General features: G+C 61.8%; 11 protein-coding genes and 1 pseudogene. 9 read left to right on the forward strand and 3 right to left on the reverse strand.

What is annotated here, in order from left to right; all coding sequences use genetic code 11:
- Window positions 1-25 precede the first annotated feature (25 nt).
- The 9 genes and pseudogenes from murB (at window position 26) to QEZ49_RS09725 (ending at window position 12,767) form a co-directional block, all read left to right on the forward strand.
- Window positions 26-991 (forward strand): UDP-N-acetylmuramate dehydrogenase, encoded by a 966-nt coding sequence (murB, locus tag QEZ49_RS09685; protein WP_280386388.1) that lies wholly within the window; start codon window positions 26-28, stop codon window positions 989-991.
- Window positions 988-1,938, forward strand: a complete 951-nt coding sequence (locus QEZ49_RS09690) for a D-alanine--D-alanine ligase (protein WP_280386390.1) — start codon at window positions 988-990, stop codon at window positions 1,936-1,938. The genes murB and QEZ49_RS09690 overlap by 4 nt, the downstream gene beginning before the upstream one ends.
- Before the next feature lie 245 nt (window positions 1,939-2,183).
- A complete protein-coding gene (locus tag QEZ49_RS09695; RefSeq protein WP_280386392.1) occupies window positions 2,184-2,972 on the forward strand; it encodes an FtsQ-type POTRA domain-containing protein in 789 nt (262 codons plus the stop codon).
- A 19-nt stretch (window positions 2,973-2,991) separates the two neighbouring features.
- The gene (gene ftsA / locus QEZ49_RS09700; RefSeq protein WP_280386394.1) at window positions 2,992-4,269 is read left to right on the forward strand and encodes a cell division protein FtsA; all 1,278 of its coding nucleotides are present in this window, start codon (window positions 2,992-2,994) and stop codon (window positions 4,267-4,269) included.
- A 72-nt stretch (window positions 4,270-4,341) separates the two neighbouring features.
- Window positions 4,342-6,307: pseudogene (gene ftsZ / locus QEZ49_RS09705) on the forward strand (cell division protein FtsZ).
- Window positions 6,308-6,600: 293 nt separating this feature from the next.
- Window positions 6,601-7,536, forward strand: coding sequence for a UDP-3-O-acyl-N-acetylglucosamine deacetylase (gene lpxC / locus QEZ49_RS09710; RefSeq protein ID WP_173953230.1), 936 nt, complete (start codon window positions 6,601-6,603; stop codon window positions 7,534-7,536).
- A 596-nt stretch (window positions 7,537-8,132) separates the two neighbouring features.
- A complete protein-coding gene (locus QEZ49_RS09715) occupies window positions 8,133-9,104 on the forward strand; it encodes an outer membrane protein assembly factor BamD (RefSeq protein WP_280386396.1) in 972 nt (323 codons plus the stop codon).
- Window positions 9,105-9,312: 208 nt separating this feature from the next.
- A complete protein-coding gene (gene ligA / locus QEZ49_RS09720; protein WP_280386398.1) occupies window positions 9,313-11,442 on the forward strand; it encodes an NAD-dependent DNA ligase LigA in 2,130 nt (709 codons plus the stop codon).
- Window positions 11,443-11,519: 77 nt separating this feature from the next.
- Window positions 11,520-12,767, forward strand: a complete 1,248-nt coding sequence (locus QEZ49_RS09725) for a sulfotransferase (RefSeq protein WP_280386400.1) — start codon at window positions 11,520-11,522, stop codon at window positions 12,765-12,767.
- A gap of 130 nt (window positions 12,768-12,897) precedes the next feature.
- Here the strand turns inward: QEZ49_RS09725 and QEZ49_RS09730 are convergent, their stop codons facing one another.
- The 3 genes from QEZ49_RS09730 to QEZ49_RS09740 all read right to left on the reverse strand — a co-directional run bounded on the left by QEZ49_RS09730 (window position 12,898) and on the right by QEZ49_RS09740 (window position 17,234).
- The gene (locus QEZ49_RS09730; RefSeq protein ID WP_280386402.1) at window positions 12,898-14,715 is read right to left on the reverse strand and encodes an aminopeptidase P family protein; all 1,818 of its coding nucleotides are present in this window, start codon (window positions 14,713-14,715) and stop codon (window positions 12,898-12,900) included.
- A gap of 145 nt (window positions 14,716-14,860) precedes the next feature.
- Entirely contained in the window at window positions 14,861-15,733 is an 873-nt protein-coding gene (locus tag QEZ49_RS09735; protein WP_280386404.1) for a 50S ribosomal protein L11 methyltransferase, read from the reverse strand.
- Between the two features lie 43 nt (window positions 15,734-15,776).
- Window positions 15,777-17,234: a TMEM143 family protein gene (locus tag QEZ49_RS09740; protein ID WP_280386407.1), complete on the reverse strand. Its 1,458-nt coding sequence runs from the start codon at window positions 17,232-17,234 to the stop codon at window positions 15,777-15,779.
- Window positions 17,235-17,457: the final 223 nt, after the last annotated feature.

A 17,457-nucleotide genomic window follows, 5' to 3' on the forward strand; every position in this document is an offset into this window, starting at 1 on the left:
ATCAGACATTAGCGGAGGCGCGACGTTGACGGTTTCCGATCTCAGCGCTGATCTGGCGGCCATGATGCCGGATCTGCGTGGTCGTCTTGCTGCGGATGTGCGGCTGGCCGACATCACCTGGTTCCGGGTTGGCGGCGCTGCGCAGGCGCTGTTCACCCCGGCCGATGAAGCCGACCTGGCTTACTTCCTCGCCAACTGTCCGCGCGATCTGCCGGTTACGGTGATCGGGCTTGGTTCCAATCTGCTGGTGCGCGATGGCGGCGTCGAGGGCGTGGTGATCCGCCTTGGGCGCGGCTTTGCCAACGTCACTGCCGAGCCGGGCAACCGCATCCGCGCTGGCACCGCTGTGCCCGATGTGAAGGTTGCGCGCGCCGCTGCCGATGCAGGCATCGCGGGGCTGGCTTTCTATCGCGGTATTCCGGGTTCGATCGGTGGCGCTCTGCGCATGAATGCCGGTGCGCACGGTAGCGAAACCAAGGACGTGCTGTTTGAAGCCCGTGCGGTGGACCGCCAGGGCAACATCCATGTGCTGTCGAACGCCGACATGGGTTTCAGCTACCGCCACAGCTCGGTGCCGAAGGATTGGATTCTTACCGAAGCGCTGTATCAGGGACGCCCCGGCGATTCCGCTGCCATCCTGCAAGAGATGGAAGAGGTGGCGCAGTATCGCGAGAAGAACCAGCCGATCAAGGAACGCACTGGCGGCTCCACGTTCAAGAACCCGCCGGGCCAGAGTTCATGGCGTCTGGTGGATGAAGCCGGATGCCGGGGCCTGCGTGTCGGCGGCGCCAAGGTTTCGGAGATGCACTGCAACTTCCTGATCAACGACGCCAACGCCACCGCCGAGGACATTGAACGTCTCGGCGAGACGGTACGTGCGCGCGTGAAGGCGAATTCCGGCATCGAACTGCAATGGGAAATCATCCGCCTCGGAGAACCGCTGCCCGGATGCCCGACAGGTGAAGCACTCGCGGAGGCGGAAGTTCTATGATTGGTAAGGCGCCGGAGCGTACGCGAGAGCATGTCGCTGTGCTGATGGGCGGCTGGTCGGCGGAGCGCGATGTCAGTTTGCGGTCCGGCGCTGCGTGCGCCAAGGCGCTTGAGGGCGAGGGTTATCGCGTCACGCAGATTGACGTCGATCGCGATATCGCCGCGCGCCTGAAGGAAGTGCAGCCGGATGTGTGCTTCAACGCGCTGCATGGCCGCTTCGGCGAGGATGGCTGTCTGCAGGGCGTGCTGGAGTGCCTGGCCATTCCCTATACGCACTCGGGCGTGCTGGCATCGGCGCTGGCCATGCACAAGGAGCGCGCCAAGGATGTGATGCGCCTTGCAGGCGTGCCGGTCGCAGAAGCGGAAGTCGTGACCCGCCGCCAGGCGATGGAGCGCCATGCGATCAAGCCGCCCTACGTGGTGAAGCCGGTTGATGAAGGTTCGAGTGTCGGCGTCGTTATCGTCGAGGCGGGCGCCAACGGGCCGCCCGCGCGCATCGGCGAGATCGGCAAGCCGGAGGATCTGGTGATGGTGGAGCGCTACATTCCCGGCCGCGAGCTGACCTGCGCGGTGATCGGCGATTTCGTTTCCAACATCATCGAGATAAAGCCGCTGAAGGGCCTCGAATTCTACGATTACGAGGCGAAGTACGCGCCCGGCGGCTCTCAGCATGTATTGCCGGCGGATGTTTCACCGGATGTTTACCAATTGGTCCAGAAATACACGTTGGCGGCGTGCAGCGCATTGGGATGCCGGGGCGCCGCGCGTGCCGATTTTCGTTTCGACGATGCGGCCGCCGGTGGGACGGGTGAACTGATCTGCCTTGAGGTCAATACGCAGCCGGGCATGACGGAGACGTCGCTGGTGCCGGAGCTGGCGCAATACGCGGGCTGGTCGTTTGGCGAGCTCGTCAGATTTTTGGTCGAGGATGCGAGTTGCAACAGGTAGGGGGCGAGTTGGGAGTTGCGCAGCGAGTGCCGAAGGCACCGTCGCTCAAATCCGCTACGAACCGCACTACCTCAGAGATTGAACGTCCTTCCCGCCAACGCAAGGCACCGGCCTCCTCCGCCAAGGCTGCACCGAACACCAAGCCATCGAAACCCAAGACGGCCGCGCGGTCTGGCTCCGCGAGATCCGGGGCTGCAAGGTCTGGCACTGCAAGGCCTGGCCCGCTGCAGCTGCGACGCCGTCCGATGCCCCGCTATACAACCTATGGCCGCCGTCTTGGCACGGCGCTGTTCATGGGGCTTTTTGGTGCGCTTGCGTTCTCGCTGCTGACCGATGGCGGCACCCGCACGCGGGAGGTCGCAAGTTTCCTGCCGAAGGCGGATCAGGTTCTGGCCTGGACCGGGCTGCGCATCGAGCAGGTGGCGCTTACCGGCCAGCGCTTCACGTCCGATGCGGACGTGTTCGAAGCCATTGATCTGCCGAATGCCGGTTCGCTCGCGACCTTTGACGTGGAGGCGGCGCGCGAACGCGTTGAGGCGTTGCCGTGGGTTTCAACCGCAGCCGTCAGCCGCGTTTATCCAGCTTCCCTCGATATCCGTATCACCGAACGGCGGCCCACAGCGCTGTGGGCGAATGGTGGGCGTGAGTTTCTGGTCGACAGCACGGGCCGCGTGCTGTCGGGGCTGAAGCCGGGCACGATGGTTCGCTTGCCGCGTCTTGCGGGTGAAGGCGCCCCGCAGGATGCCAGAGCGCTGCTTGAGCTGATCGTGCGCTATCCCAACATCGCCGAACGCTTTGTCATGGCCGAGCGTGTCGGCGGCCGTCGCTGGACGCTGCATCTGAAAAACGGGCTTGTCGTCCACCTCGGCGCCGACCGTGAAGCGGTGGCGTTTGCCGCGCTCTCCTCGCCCGACGAGCTTGGCGGATTTCTCAACGCACGCAATGTCGTCATCGATCTGAGGGCCCGCGGCCGCATCGTTGTGCGCCGGGCCCCCGCGTCGGCATCCATTATTCAACCCCCAAGTCAGAGTTAGTAGGTCGAGGAAGACCGTGATGCTCAACCGCGAAAAATCAGCCCCGAAAGGCTCCGAAATTGTCGGCCTGCTCGATATCGGAACGAGCAAGGTGGTGTGCATCATTGCTGCCCTGGAGCCTTCGCCGGTGCCAGGCGAGCCGCGCGTTACGCGCCTGCTGGGCATCGGGCATCTGCGTTCGCGCGGGCTGAAGTCGGGGGTGATCATCGATCTGGCTGAGGCCGAAGCGACGGTGCGGGCGGCCATTGCCCAGGCCGAGCGCATGGCCCGCGTGACGCTGGAAGAAGTGCTGGTCTCGGTTTCCTGCGGTCGGCTGCAATCGTCCAATTTTTCCGCCAGCGTTGACGTGCCGGGCGGGGTGATCCGCACCGACGATATCGATCGGCTGATGGCGGGTGGCCATGCCTTCGCCGAGCGCGACGGGCGCACGCTGATCCATCTCAATCGCATCGGCTACCGGATTGACGGCGTTGCAGGCGCCAGTGACCCGCGCGGGCTGGCGGCCAGCAAGCTTGCCGCCGATCTGCACACGGTGGCGGCCGACGAAGCGCCGGTGCGCAACCTCATGCTGGTGGTGGAGCGCTGCTACCTGAATGTGCGCGCACTCATCGCAACCCCCTACGCCAGTGCCCTTTCGGCCACCACCGAAGAGGAGCGCGCTCTGGGGGTCACATGCATCGATATCGGTGGCGGAACCGCAACGGTTGCGTCGTTCGCCGATGGGCACTTCATCCACGCCGCCACGGTACCGTTGGGCGGGCACCACATCACGCTAGATATTGCCCAGTCCTTGCAGACACCACTTGCGGAGGCGGAGCGAATCAAGACGCTATACGGCTCACTTGTTGTCGCGCAGTCTGATGAGTTTGAAACGTTTTCGTTCCCGCTTGCGGGTGATGAGGATGGGGCGCTCGGGCAAGCTACGAAGGCCGAACTTGCCGGAATTATTCGACCACGCGTGTCGAACATCCTGGGGCTGGTGCGTGAACGACTGGAAAAAGCCGGTGTGCTGGATTTCGCCGGCGAGCGTGTAGTTCTGACCGGCGGTGCCAGCGCACTGGTCGGTTTTGGCGAGTTTGCCGCTAACGCGCTGGGGCGTCCGGCACGGGCTGCAACGCCGCAACCGATCGCTGGCATGCCGCAGGGCACTTCGAGTCCGGCGTTTTCGACCGTTGCGGGGCTGCTGGCCGTTGCCGCTTCGGGAAGTGGAGAGGTTCCGGTCAGACGGAGCGGCGAGGCGCTCGGTGGAGGTTACCTCGAGCGCGTCGGTGAGTGGCTGAAGGCTGGCTTCGCGTAATCCGATCCCGGCCTCAACTTATGGATCGGCGCTTCCAGGCGTCCGACCGGGCACAGGGGGCGGCCGAACGCGATGAGCATCAAGCTGCAGCTTCCAAAGCTTACCTGATCTGAAACCGCGCATCATTGTCGTCGGTGTCGGTGGCGCCGGCTGTAATGCCATTAACAACATGATTTCCGCCGGTCTTGAGGGTGTGGAATTTGTGGTCGCCAACACAGACGCGCAGGCGTTGGCGACATCCACTGCTGAGCACCGCCTGCAACTGGGGGCTAGTCTGACCGAAGGGCTTGGCGCTGGCTCAAAGCCCGAGATTGGCGAAGCTGCAGCCGAAGAAGCTATCGAGGACATTCGCGCGCAGATTGCCGGCGCGCACATGGTGTTCATCGCTGCCGGTATGGGCGGCGGCACCGGCACCGGCGCAGCGGCAGTTATCGCCCGCGCGGCGAAGGAACTGGGCATCCTCGCGGTCGGCATCGTAACGAAGCCGTTCCATTTCGAGGGCGCGCGCCGCATGCGCGTCGCGGAGGCTGGCATTGCCGAAATCCGCAAGCATGTCGATACCCTGATCGTTATTCCGAACCAGAACCTGTTTCGCATCGCCAACGAGAAGACCACCTTCGCGGAAGCCTTCGTGCTGGCCGATCAGGTGCCGTATTCCGGCGTTGCCTGCATTGTTGATCTGATCATCAAGGAAGGTCTGATCAATCTCGACTTTGCGGATGTGCGCACGGTTATGAGCGGCATGGGTTCGGCCGTTATGGGCACGGGCGAAGCCTCCGGCGAGCATCGGGCTTCCATCGCGGCCGAGGAAGCCATCGCCAATCCGCTACTCGACGACGTGTCACTGCGCGGTGCACGCGGCCTGCTGCTATCGATTACCGGTGGCAGCAACCTGACGCTTTATGAAGTCGATGAAGCCGCGAGCCGTGTCCGCCAGGAAGTCGATCCCGAGGCGAACATCATCGTCGGCGCGACTTTCGACGATCTGCTGGGCGACAAGGTCCGCGTGTCGATCGTTGCTTCAGGCTTGGCAACGCCGCCGGCCGCCGGTCAGGATCGGAACGACGCGCACAGCGCTTCGGCTCCGTCGGCATCGCCGCATGGCTATACCGGCGCGCAGCAGCGGGAAGATATGCATCGCGCACCGCCTTCGCAGCCTGGTGGCATGGCAATGCAGCAGCCTTCTGCCAACCACTTCCAGCCAGTTCCCGGTTTCCATCCGGCGCCTGAGGTCTCACACCCGGTATCCCGGCCGCCTGCGCAGCAGCCGCCGCCACATCCCCAGCCCCAGCGATCTGATGCTGGACGCGGCTTTCCGCAGCCGACGCGGTCCACCGAAGAGGACATGCAGCGCCGTTTGAGCGAGGCAATCGGCGGTGAGGCATCGGGAGACCAGGTTCAGGCGCATGGGCACGGCCAAAGCCAGAATCACGGTCAGGGCCAGCCGTCCAGTGGTGAGGTTTGGCGCGCGCCCGGCAACGTGGTGATCGAAGAGGGGTTTTCGCAGCTTTCATGGCCGCGCGAGAGCGCAGCCCGCCGCACAGCTCAGACGCAAGCCCAGCCGCCGTCGTCCGCTGCTCAGCCTGCAACAGGCTCGTTTGTGCCAGCTCCGCCGGCTGATCTGCGTCGCAACGGACGCCGGATGCCGGAAGTCGAAGATTTCCCGCCGCTGGCTCAGCGCGAATACCGGGCGAAGGCGAGTTTTACCGAGACCGCCCACGCGGAAGATCTGGGGCAGATGCCGCCCGCCGTGCCGCAATCGGGCGGCGAGGAACCTCAGCGCCGGGGTATTCTGCAGCGCATAATGGCGCGCACGCGTCGCGAGGACGTTGAGGGTAGTGTTGCTCATCCGCAACGCGAGCGGCAGGGCGATGATCGCTACGATCAAGGTTACGATGACCGCCGCCGAGGTGGAGAGACACGCCAGTCATCGAGCCCGGTAACCGACTCATGGTGGGAGCCCGGTAACGAATCACAAGAGGTGGATTCCGGGGATGACCCAGGACCGCTGCCGGAGTTCTTCAATCGTCGCCGCTAGAATTTGCCGCTGAGCTGCCTTAAAAGTGCAGAAAATAAGGCTAAAACGGCATGTGTATTATAGTGGTAACACATCGTAAGAAACCGTGATTTGGCGTGTAACCGAGGCCCGGCGTATCGTTTGACTCGTTAACGACAGCGTTCGCTAAGTCCCTGCACTTCCTAGGGCGCAGCCTAAAAAGACGCCCGGATAAGTTAACGAAGATCGCAGATTGGGACTCGAACATTGTTGGGGGTGGTGGCAACCAGGACACACTGGGAAGCCACTGAAATAGCATCGAGGGACAGGGGCAGATGTCGAATCGATTTATCGGCGCGCGGCAGACCACAATCGCGCGCGAAATCGAGGTGACAGGGACGGGGGTCCACAGCGGAGCGCCAGTTTCGGTCATCCTGCATCCGGCAGCGATCGATACTGGCCTCCGTTTTCTTGTCACCAAACGTAACCGCATTATCGCGGAAATTCCGGCCACCGTTGAGCACGTCAAGAACCTGACGCTCTGCACGGTCATCGGAAACGACGCCGGTGTAACCGTCGGCACGATCGAGCACCTTCTCTCCGCGCTGCGCGGTCTTGCGGTCGATAACTGCATCATCGAAATCGACAGCAAAGAAGTTCCGATCATGGACGGCAGCGCGGCGCCGTTCGTTGATCTGATCGACGAAGCAGGCATCCGTGAACTGCAGGCTCCCCGCCGTTACATCAAGGTTTTGAAGCCGGTGCGGGTGCAGGAAGGCGAGAGCTACGGAGAGCTCCTTCCGCACGCAGGTTTCCACGTCGACGTCGAGATCGACTTCCCGACACCGCTGATCGGCAACCAGCGCGTAGCCTTTGAGATGAGCCCCGGCGTTTTCCGTCACGAAATCGCCAAGGCACGCACTTTCGGCTTCATGAGCGATGTTGAGCGTCTGTGGAAGGCCGGTCTGGCTCTTGGCGCCAACCTCTCCAACACTGTCGCCATCGGCGACGATAAGGTGATGAACCCGGAAGGTTTGCGCTTCCCGCAGGAGTTCGTCCGCCACAAGATGCTGGACGCTGTTGGCGACCTCGCTCTGGCCGGTAAGCCGCTGTTGGCTGCATTCCGCTCCGTGAAGGGTGGTCACCGTCTCAACTCGCTCGTCGTTCAGGCTCTCCTTGCCGATAAAGACGCTTGGACCGTCGCGACGGTTCCACATGTTCGCGAAACCAAGCACGTGGACATGCACTTCGCAGTTGCCGCAGGCGAGTGATACGCGCCTGCCTGGGCCCCCCCCCCCCCCGAGCTAGCAGCCCTGGGCCCTCGGTTTAGAAGCCGAGTTTTGAAATCGGGCCGCTCCGTAGTTCTTCCGACGCCAGCTGTTGCTGTAGAGCTTCAGCCCCTACGGAAAGCGTGATCGATTAAGGCGCGGGAAACGCGGTGCGCCGGATCAGCGGCGCTGTCCACCAGACATTATCGGTAGCTTTCGCTCAGGCTGATGCCGTCGATTGAAGCGGCGCCCATTCCCAGCCGTGTCGGCCGATTTAGCTTCGCAAAATGCGAATATCACGCTGCAGCCACTGGTCTTGCTGTCCAGTGGTGGACGGACACAGCCTCTCGTTTTCAGCTCCGGTGTCTTGCGTTGTCGCGGCTATGTTTCACGGCACAGCACGCAACTTCTTTGAGGCTTGATGGATGGGCAACGCGATAGCGCTCAAGTCCCAGAAGAACCATAATCATCCCATAGCGATCACGACCGTGTGGAGCGTCGTTCCGCCGTGGTATCGCCGCGGTGGCGGGATGTGCTAGGGGTAGCGTACTGCTGGGGTATTCCCCGGGGGACCAGAAGAAAGCAGGCGAATGCCGCACGTGGGGAAAATCAGGGAAATCGGCCCGGCGCGCCGTGCGTTCACCGTCGTTTCGGCGATCGCAGCTGCTGCGATTCTGGCCGCTTGTTCTTCCAACGACGCTATTCGTGCTCTCAACCCCGATCCGCCCTCCAAGATGTTTGCTGACGCGGATGCCCTTATGGCCAAGGGCAGCCATGAATCTGCGGCGAAGAAATTCGAGGACGTTGATCGCGAGCATCCCTATTCGCCTGAGGCGCGCCGCGCGATCGTGATGGCCGCCTATTCCTATTACAAGGCAGGCAAGACGCCGGAAGCTATCGCCGCTGCCGAGCGCTATACGACGATGCATCCGGGCACCAAGGAAGCACCGCTCGCCCATCACATCATCGCGCAGTCGTACTTCGACCAGATGAAGACGCCAAACCGCGATCAGGACACGACGCGCAAAGCGTTGGCCCAGTTCAAGATCCTGAAGGCGCGCTATCCGGACAGCACATACGCGCAGAAAGCCGATAACCAGATCCGCCTTTGCGAGGACACGCTGGCTGCTCAGGAGATGGATGTAGGCCGCTACTACCTCAACAAGGGCAACCACATCGCCGCCATTAACCGCTTCAAGACGGTGGTGACCGAATACCAGACCACGGCGCACGTTGAAGAAGCGCTCTATCGTCTGTCGGCGTCGTATCTTGCGCTCGGCATCGCGCCAGAAGCGCAGAACGCGGTCGCGGTGCTGGGCCATAACTTCCCGAATTCGAGCTGGTACAAGGATTCCTACGCGCTGCTGCAGAAGCAGGGGCTGATGCCGCAGGTCAGCGCAGGTTCCTGGATGACGGATGTTCTGAGCGGCCCGAGCAAACCGCCGGCAGCGCCGCCGGCCGCCGCACCGGCGCCTGCGCCTGCTCCGGCAGCGCCTTCGGTACCCGATTGGCCGGCCGCCACAACCACCTCGCCGCCGCCACCATCATCGCTGGGCGGTCCTAGCAGCTAATGGGGATTGAGCCCGGTGACCGGCGCACGTCCGGTCGCCCAGCCTCTCCACATGAGCCGTGCGCTTAATGCGTTGCGTTGACCTGCGTTCGTGTTCGGCATTTGAACAACGTCATCATCATCTCGCTGTGCATTCGCGCGCTGTGCGGTTTGCGGGTGTGACGGCATCCGCTATCTCTCGGGTGAAACGCCCGTAAGATCGGACTTCGATGAGCCAGGATTTCAGCACCACGCCCGTTGAAGATTTGAAACGCGCGGAGGCGGCAACCGAGCTGCAGCGCCTGGCGACGCTTATCCGGCATCACGACGATCTTTATTATCGCCAGGACGCGCCGGAGATTTCGGATGCGGAATATGACGCCCTGCGCCTGCGCAATGATGCCATAGAGGCGCGGTTTCCGAAGCTCGTTCGGCCTGACAGTCCCTCAATGCGCGTCGGCGCGCCCGTGGCTGAAGGGTTCGGCAAGGTCAGGCATCGGGTGCCGATGCTGTCGCTGGGCAACGCGTTCGCTGCTGAGGACGTGAGCGAATTTGTGCAGCGCGTGCATCGCTTTCTGCGTCTGCCGGAAGATGAGCCGCTGGCGTTCATGGCCGAACCGAAAATCGATGGCCTGTCGATTTCGCTGCGCTACGTGAATGGCGAGTTGATTGAAGCGGCGACGCGCGGCGATGGCATGGAAGGCGAGAATGTCACCCGCAACGTGATGACGATTGCGGAAATTCCGCATCGGCTGAATGGCGCCAAGGTGCCGGAAGTGATCGACGTGCGCGGTGAGATCTACATGGCGCATGGTGATTTCGCGGCACTGAATGAACGGCAGACTGCGGCAGGCGGCAAGGTGTTCGCCAATCCGCGCAATGCTGCTGCCGGATCGCTGCGGCAGCTCGATCCAACGATCACCGCTGCACGGCCCTTACGCTTTTTTGCTTACGCGTGGGGCGAGGCTTCGTCGTTGCCCGCCGATACGCAGTCTGGAGTGGATGAGGCGTTTGCGTCGTGGGGGCTGCCGGTCAATCCGCTTGCGCGGGTGTGCAACGGAGCGGACGAGCTGATCGCCTACTATGACAAGCTTGCGGCTGAACGCGCGAGCCTGCCGTATGACATCGACGGCATCGTCTACAAGGTGAACCGCCTTGATCTGCAGGAGCGGCTGGGTTTCGTCTCGCGCTCGCCGCGCTGGGCGATTGCGCACAAATTCCCCGCGCAGCAGGCGATGACTATCTTGCGCGATATTGAAATTCAGGTGGGCCGCACGGGGGCGCTAACACCGGTTGCACGATTGGAGCCGGTGACGGTGGGCGGCGTTGTCGTCACCAACGCGACGCTGCACAACGAAGATGAGATCAAGCGCAAGGATGTCCGCATCGGCGATACGGTGATCGTGCAGCGCGCGGGTGATGTCATTCCGCAGATACTTGGCTTTGTGCCTGACAAGCGTCCGGCCTATGCGAAGCCCTATGTCTTTCCCGAACGCTGCCCTGTGTGTGACAGCCACGCGGTGCGCGAGGTGAACGAGAAAACCGGCAAGGTGGATGCGGTGCGGCGCTGTACCGGCGGGCTCATCTGTGCGGCGCAGCGGGTGGAGAGGCTAAAGCACTTCGTGTCGCGCAACGCCTTCGACATCGAGGGTCTGGGCGAGAAAAACATTCAGGCCTTCTATGACGAGAAGCTGATTCAATCGCCTGAAGATATTTTCACGTTGGCGGCCCGTGATGCGCGCGCCGATAAACGGCTTGAAAGCTGGGAAGGCTGGGGGCCGCAATCCGCAACCAAGCTGTTCAGCGCCATCGCCGCGCGGCGTGAGATCGCGCTCGATCGCTTCATCTTCGCGCTTGGCATTCGTCATGTCGGCGAGACGACGGCGAAACTGCTCGCGCGCTTTTACGGAACGGTGGAGAATTTCCGCGCATCGATGATGGAAGCGGCTGAGGGCAAGGATACAGAAGCCTTCAAGGAGCTGACCAACATCGAAGGCATTGGCGAAGTGGTGGCGCAGGCCATCGCCGACTTTTTCGTCGAGCCGCACAATGTGACTGTGGTTGACGATCTTTTGAAGGAAGTTTCGCCGCAGCCGCTGGAGGCCGTCGATGCAACATCGGCGATAGCGGGCAAAACCGTTGTATTCACCGGCACGCTCACTATTTTGACGCGTAGTGAAGCTAAGGCCCAAGCCGAACGGCTGGGTGCGAAAGTTGCCGGTTCTGTGTCAAAGAAAACCGATTATGTTGTCGCCGGAGCTGACGCGGGCTCGAAGCTTGCCAAAGCGCGCGAACTTGGTGTCGCGGTGATCGATGAGGTTGAGTGGCTGCGGTTGACCGGCGAGCGCGATAGCGGCTAGTTGCCCGGATAGACATACAACATTGATTCATTGTCTGCGGGCCGCAAGCCGTCAGCGAAAACAAAAAAGGAAGACGCATGCTGAGGAGACGCCATCTTTCGTCGGGAGTACGCCTGGGGCCTCCGCTGCCGTTGCGCATGTTCAATCAGCTTGGGCCGCTCGTGCGCGCGGCGGGCAAGTGGCCGTCTATCGATGTCGACAAGATGATGCGTGACATCGAGCGCAAGTATGGACGCGATGACTGGCCGGATGAAATCCGCCGTGCGCTGCCTGTGCGCGCAAAGGCGTTTAACGAGGATGCGGATCTTTCGTTGTTCGGAATGCTCGCGGTTCGCGATCAGTTCATCAAGAGCGCCGACAACGCGCTGGCGCTTGAAGATTTGATTGCGGCGCATCCTGAAATTCTGGAAGAGAAGATCGAGCGCCCGCTGTTCGTGCTTGGCCTTGCCCGCACCGGCACGACGCTGCTGCAGCGGCTTTTGTCGATGCATCCCGGCGCGCGATATCTGCCATTCTGGGAAGGCTATTCGCCGTTCCCGCGCAAGTTCGGCAAGCATGAAGGTGGCCGCGATGGCCGCCACGCGGAAGCGGCTAGCCGGCTCAAGTTGCTGAACTTCGTGGGGCCGGAATTCAACAAGATCCATCCGATCGAAGTTGATGATCCGGAGGAGTGCTATCACCTTTTCCGCAACCACTTCCTGGTGCCGCCGGGCTTTGACTTTGCCTATGTGCCGTCGTTCTGGAAGTGGTGGGATGCAAGCGCGCATGAAGATGCCTATCGCATGCACAAGCGTCAGCTGCAGGCGCTGCAATGGCTCAACCCCAATCAGCATTGGGTGCTGAAGTGCCCCAATCATCTTTCGGGCCTGAAGCAGCTACTGGAAGTTTATCCCGATGCGCGCATCGTCAATACGCACCGCAGCGCTGATAAAACCGTGCCGTCGCTGTGCAGCCTTGCTGCCGTGACGTGGTGCATGACATCCGACACGGTTGATCTGAAAAAGGTCGGTGAGTTCGCGCTCAATCTGGCTGAAAGCTGTGAAGCTGCAGGCCGCGAGGCGCTGAAGATCGCGCCACCCGGCCAGGTGATCCATGTCGAATATAACGATCTGGTTGCCGATCCGGTCGGCATGGCGATGTCGATCTACGAGCGCTTCGGGTACGATGCCCATTCGTCACTGAGGGCGCGCATGTCGCAATGGCTTGCCAGCCATCCGAGCGACAAGCACGGCCGCCACCAATACGTGTTGGAGGACTTCGGGCTGACGCCGGAGATTATTGCGGAGCGACTGGCGGTGAAACAGCCGGCAGCGGTCAACGCATAAGTTTGAGAGGCCGCCGCGTAGCTGTTCGCTGTGCGCGGCGCATGTTGCTCCGTCAAGAATGCAAAAGAGAGGGTCAGCGCCCTCTCTTTTTTGTTTCACCTTGATCGCAGTGCGATGCGTGCACGCAAGCCTAAATCGACGCCGTTGCCTGCTTCAACCATGCCCGCTCCTTAGTGTCGTCAATGAGCGGAGCAAGCTCGGCGAAGACGCGCGCGTGATAGGCGTTGAGCCATTCGATCTGCTCCGCCGTCAGCAGCTCTTTCGCGATCAGCCGGCGATCAATCGGCGCCAGCGTGATGGTCTCGAAGCTCATCATCTCTCGATCGCCGCCCGCTGGCTTTTCCAGCGGAGTAACGAGCACGAGATTTTCGATGCGGATGCCGTATGCGCCTTCTTTGTAATAGCCGGGCTCGTTGGAAATGATCATGCCCGGTTCCAGAACGGCCATCCCTGCGCGCGAGATCGATTGCGGGCCTTCGTGTACGGACAGATAGCTGCCGATGCCATGGCCGGTGCCGTGATCGTAATCCAGCCCGGCCTGCCACAGCGCGCGGCGTGCGAACGGATCGAGATCGATGCCGCGCGTGCCCTTGGGGAAGCGCGCCGTTGCAATGTCGATATGGCCCTTCAGCACCAGCGTAAAGCGCTCGCGCATTTCCGCTGAAGGTTTGCCGATGGCGACGGTGCGCGTGATGTCGGTGGTGCCATCGGAATACTGAGCGCCGCTGTCGATGAGAAACAGCTCGCCGGCTTTCAGATTGCGATTGGTGGCTTCATTGACGCGGTAATGCACGATCGCGCCATTGGGGCCGCTGCCAGAAATGGTGTCGAACGAAATCTCGCGCAGCTGGTTGGTGTCACGGCGGAAGCCTTCCAAGCGTCGAACGGCCTCGATCTCATCAACTGTGCCGGACTGAACTGCGCTATCCAGCCAGGCAAGAAAGCGCGTCACAGCAACGCCATCGCGCACATGGGCAGCGCGTGCGCCCTTGATCTCGGTGGTGTTCTTGATTGCCTTCAGTGCAACGACAGGATCGCCGCCGCGCACGATCTTGCGCGCGCCACCGAGCGATTTCGCAAACCAGTAGCTTGCGGCGTTGGTATCAAGCCGCACTTTTTTGCCGGATGTACGCAGCGCCTTGAGGCGGTCAGCCATCGCATCGGGTGGGCTGACGCGCGTGAATGTTTCAAGCTGTTTGCGTCCGGCATCGGGCACTTTGGCGTCAGCAATGAACAGCTCGGGCTTGCCCGTTGCGGGGATTATTGCGAACGCAAGCGGCGCGGGCGTGTGCGGAATGTCGGAGCCGCGGATGTTGAACGCCCACGCAACGGAATCGCTGAGCGTAAGAACGACGGCATCCTGATTGGCCGCTTTCAGCGCCTTCTGAATGTCGGCGATCTTGTCGGCAGCGGAGCGACCGGCAAACTTCATCGGGTGGAGGAAAATCGGGTCGGATGGCGGAGCAGGGCGCTCGCTGCCCCACACGCGGTCAACCGGATTGCGCGGTGTCGGAACCATCTTGATGGCGCGCGGCTGCAGCGCGGCTTCAAGGCGTTCGATCTCAGAAACGGTGTGCAAACGCGGATCGAAACCGACGCGGGCGCCCTTCGGCAGATTTTCCAGCAGCCATTCGCCAATGCGTCCGCGCGGTAGCAGCGAAACCGACATGATGTCGGGGTCGACCTCTGCTTTGGCCTGTACGGTGTAGCGGCCGTCGGTGAACAGAACAGCGGATTTCTTGGCGATGATCGCTAGGCCGGCTGAGCCCGAGAAGCCTGTCAGCCAGCCGAGCCGGGCAGACGACGCGGGAACGTATTCGCCCTGATGCTCGTCAGCGCGCGGCACAAGAAAGGCATCAAGCTTGGCCGCAGCCAGATGGCGGCGAAGTTCTTTGATGCGCTCGGCGGCGGCGCCGCGCTCGGACTGGCTTTCGAAGCTTTGGAACATGGGATCTGATCGGCGTTGTTGCGAACGGAAGACACAGGAAACCAGCCGATTGCACAGCGTCATGCACGCGTGCAGCGTCAAAGGCGGCGCAAATGAAGTTGCGCACGCCCAGTGCTGTCGCCTGTCCGATCAGATTTTGAAGCGGTTAACCGCGCCGACGCAGCGTCAGCGTTGTCCAGTCGCCCATGCGCCGACGCTCTACCAGCGTAAAACCGTGCGCCAGATAGGAGGCGACCACTGTCGGGGCTTCCGGGTTCAGAATGCCCGAGAGCACGGTGAAGCCGCCCGGACGCAGCCCTGCGCCAATGCCACCGGCAAGGCCACGCAGCGGACCGGCGAGAATGTTGGCGATGATGAGATCGAAGGGCGCCGCGGCGCGCAACGTTGGATGTGCGAGCCCAGCCGTGCATGCGAACGTGATGTGGCGCACGCCGTTGGCTTCGGCATTGGTGCGCGCAACGTCCACGGCAATTGGATCGTTATCCGAGGCATAGACGCGGGCGGAAGGCAATGCGCGTGCCGCAGCAATGGCCAGCACGCCCGATCCGCAACCGAGATCCAGAATGCGCGTGAAATTATACGAGCGCGTCAGCCGGTCGATGGCGATCAGACAGCCAAGCGTGGTTTCGTGGTGGGCGGTGCCAAAGGCTTCTCCCGCATCGATCAGGATCGATCTCGGGCCATGCGGAATGCGATCGCGGTCGTGGCTGCCGTGTACAACGAAGCGCCCGGCGTTCACCGGCGGCAGGGCGGCCTGGGACATCGCCACCCAGTTGAGATCGGGCAGATCCTCAAGCGTTACAGCGGGCAGGTCCGCGCCAACCGTAGCGCTCAATTGTTCTACGGCGACATCCGCCGCGCTGCGGTCTTCCCAGTAGGCCTCGATGCGCCACGCGGCAGGGCCGTCTTCAAACAGGGTGACGGCATCGGCGGCCGGATCGGCTTGCGATAGGATGTCTTCGATCGTCTGCGCCAGGCCATGGTCGGCCGCGCGCACGGATAGTTTTGTGCTGGGCATGCGTATTCCAGATGTGTGAAGGGCAGCCATGCGCCCGTGTGGGTCAGCGGCTGCCCGAATATCCTTCGAACTCCATGCCCTCAGCGCTAACCGGATCGGGCAACTCGTCGAGGAAAAGATCCCACTTTCTGTCGATATGCAATGCGGCTTCTGCGGGTGGCATGGTTAGTAACCGGCCATCGGGCTGCTCTACAACCAGACCGTCGGCCGTCAGACGTTCCAAAGCGTCGGAAATATCGAAATCGACGCTGACCCCAAAGCTGGAAGCCAGATATTGCTCAATCGCCGCGTCGATGGCCTCGATATCCTGCCGGTAAGCATTTTCCTTGGCCAGCACCGAATAAAGCAGCATTTCCTCTTTGATGTCTTCCTCAGCGGCGCGAGCGGCAAGCTTGAGCATCACGCCGCGATTGTCCGCCATGGCGTGGAAGTAAAGGTTCTGCGCCATCACCACCATGTAGCGCTGCTTCTGGTTCATGAAGTTCATCGTCTGGCGGAAGGCGATGCCGCCGAGGCCGAACAGCGCTGTAGCCGCTGCAACAGGGTTCGAAGCTAGCAGGGCGATCTTGCCCGCCGCGCTGACAGTGCCGAGGGTAAGACCTCCGCCCGCCGTCGCGCTGAGCCGCAGCTTGTCATAAAAGCGGAAGCGCACGCGCGTGTTGGGAAACACCATCTCGATGTCAGAGCGCGGAATGTTCTTGAACAGCTTCATGTAGACGCACGATTCCTTCACTTCCGAAGGAATGGTCTCGCGCGCTTTTTTGACGAACTTCTCCGCATCGCGCCGATTGAGCTGCTGTGTTTGCATGACTTCACGCACATGCTTCTCAAACGGCTTTACCTTGAACAGCAGGAACAGTCGCTGGAAGATCGGAACGTCGAATTCCTCGCGCAGATAAAACTTGTTCCAGCGGCGCCGATGATTGCGACGCGACGTGGCGCCACGATAAAACAGCAGCAGTTCATCGAAGGCGCACAGATCGACATGCAGGTCGAGACCGTAGGCGGAATCCTGCGTCAGGATTTGCGCGACGTCCGAGTGCTGGATCTGCACATAGTTTGCCTGCTGCAGAATTCGTTCCATGCCGCGCAGAATGCGATGCTGCATCACGGCCCGCTCGTCGGGGGTGAAGGCGCGCGTCATCAGCAGATCGCTGTCGGGGCTGAACGGCTCATACGTTTCTTCAAGCTCGTGCAGCTCGGCGGTGTATTGCTGCCGGCGCCAGTGATCGAGATAGCGGAAGAAGCGCCGCGCTTCCTGTGCCTGACCGTTGGGCCATGCGGTGGGTGACGTCAGCCGATCCAGAAGGGCGAAGCGGGTAACCGGGATGAAACGCTCACGGGCGCGCTCGCCTTCCGGCTTGATAGCGTCGAAGGCGGAAACCTCGTCATCGGTGCCCGCAACTGTGCCAGGCGCATCCTGCGGTGGGCCATCAGCTCGGGCGTTGGAATAATCGGTCGCGTTAGGCGCAGAAGCCGCCTGCGCGTCGATTGATGACATTTTTCGCGCTCCCTCTAAACGCGGGCAAATACGATTTGCACATGAGCCGGTGGGCCACGGTGCCCTATGTTGTTCTATTGTTGAAATAACTTGATTGTCGAGACTTCGCCGGTGGACGGGGCGATTTTGCGGCGCGCTTGTGGCCGGCTTTCGTCATTGTTTAATTGCCAGCGGTTCCTGGCGCGCGCCAGGGTTCGAATTGGCCGCCGATTACGTTGATAAA

It is taken from the genome of Hyphomicrobium sp. D-2, from assembly GCF_029872155.1.
Lineage (GTDB): Bacteria > Pseudomonadota > Alphaproteobacteria > Rhizobiales > Hyphomicrobiaceae > Hyphomicrobium_A.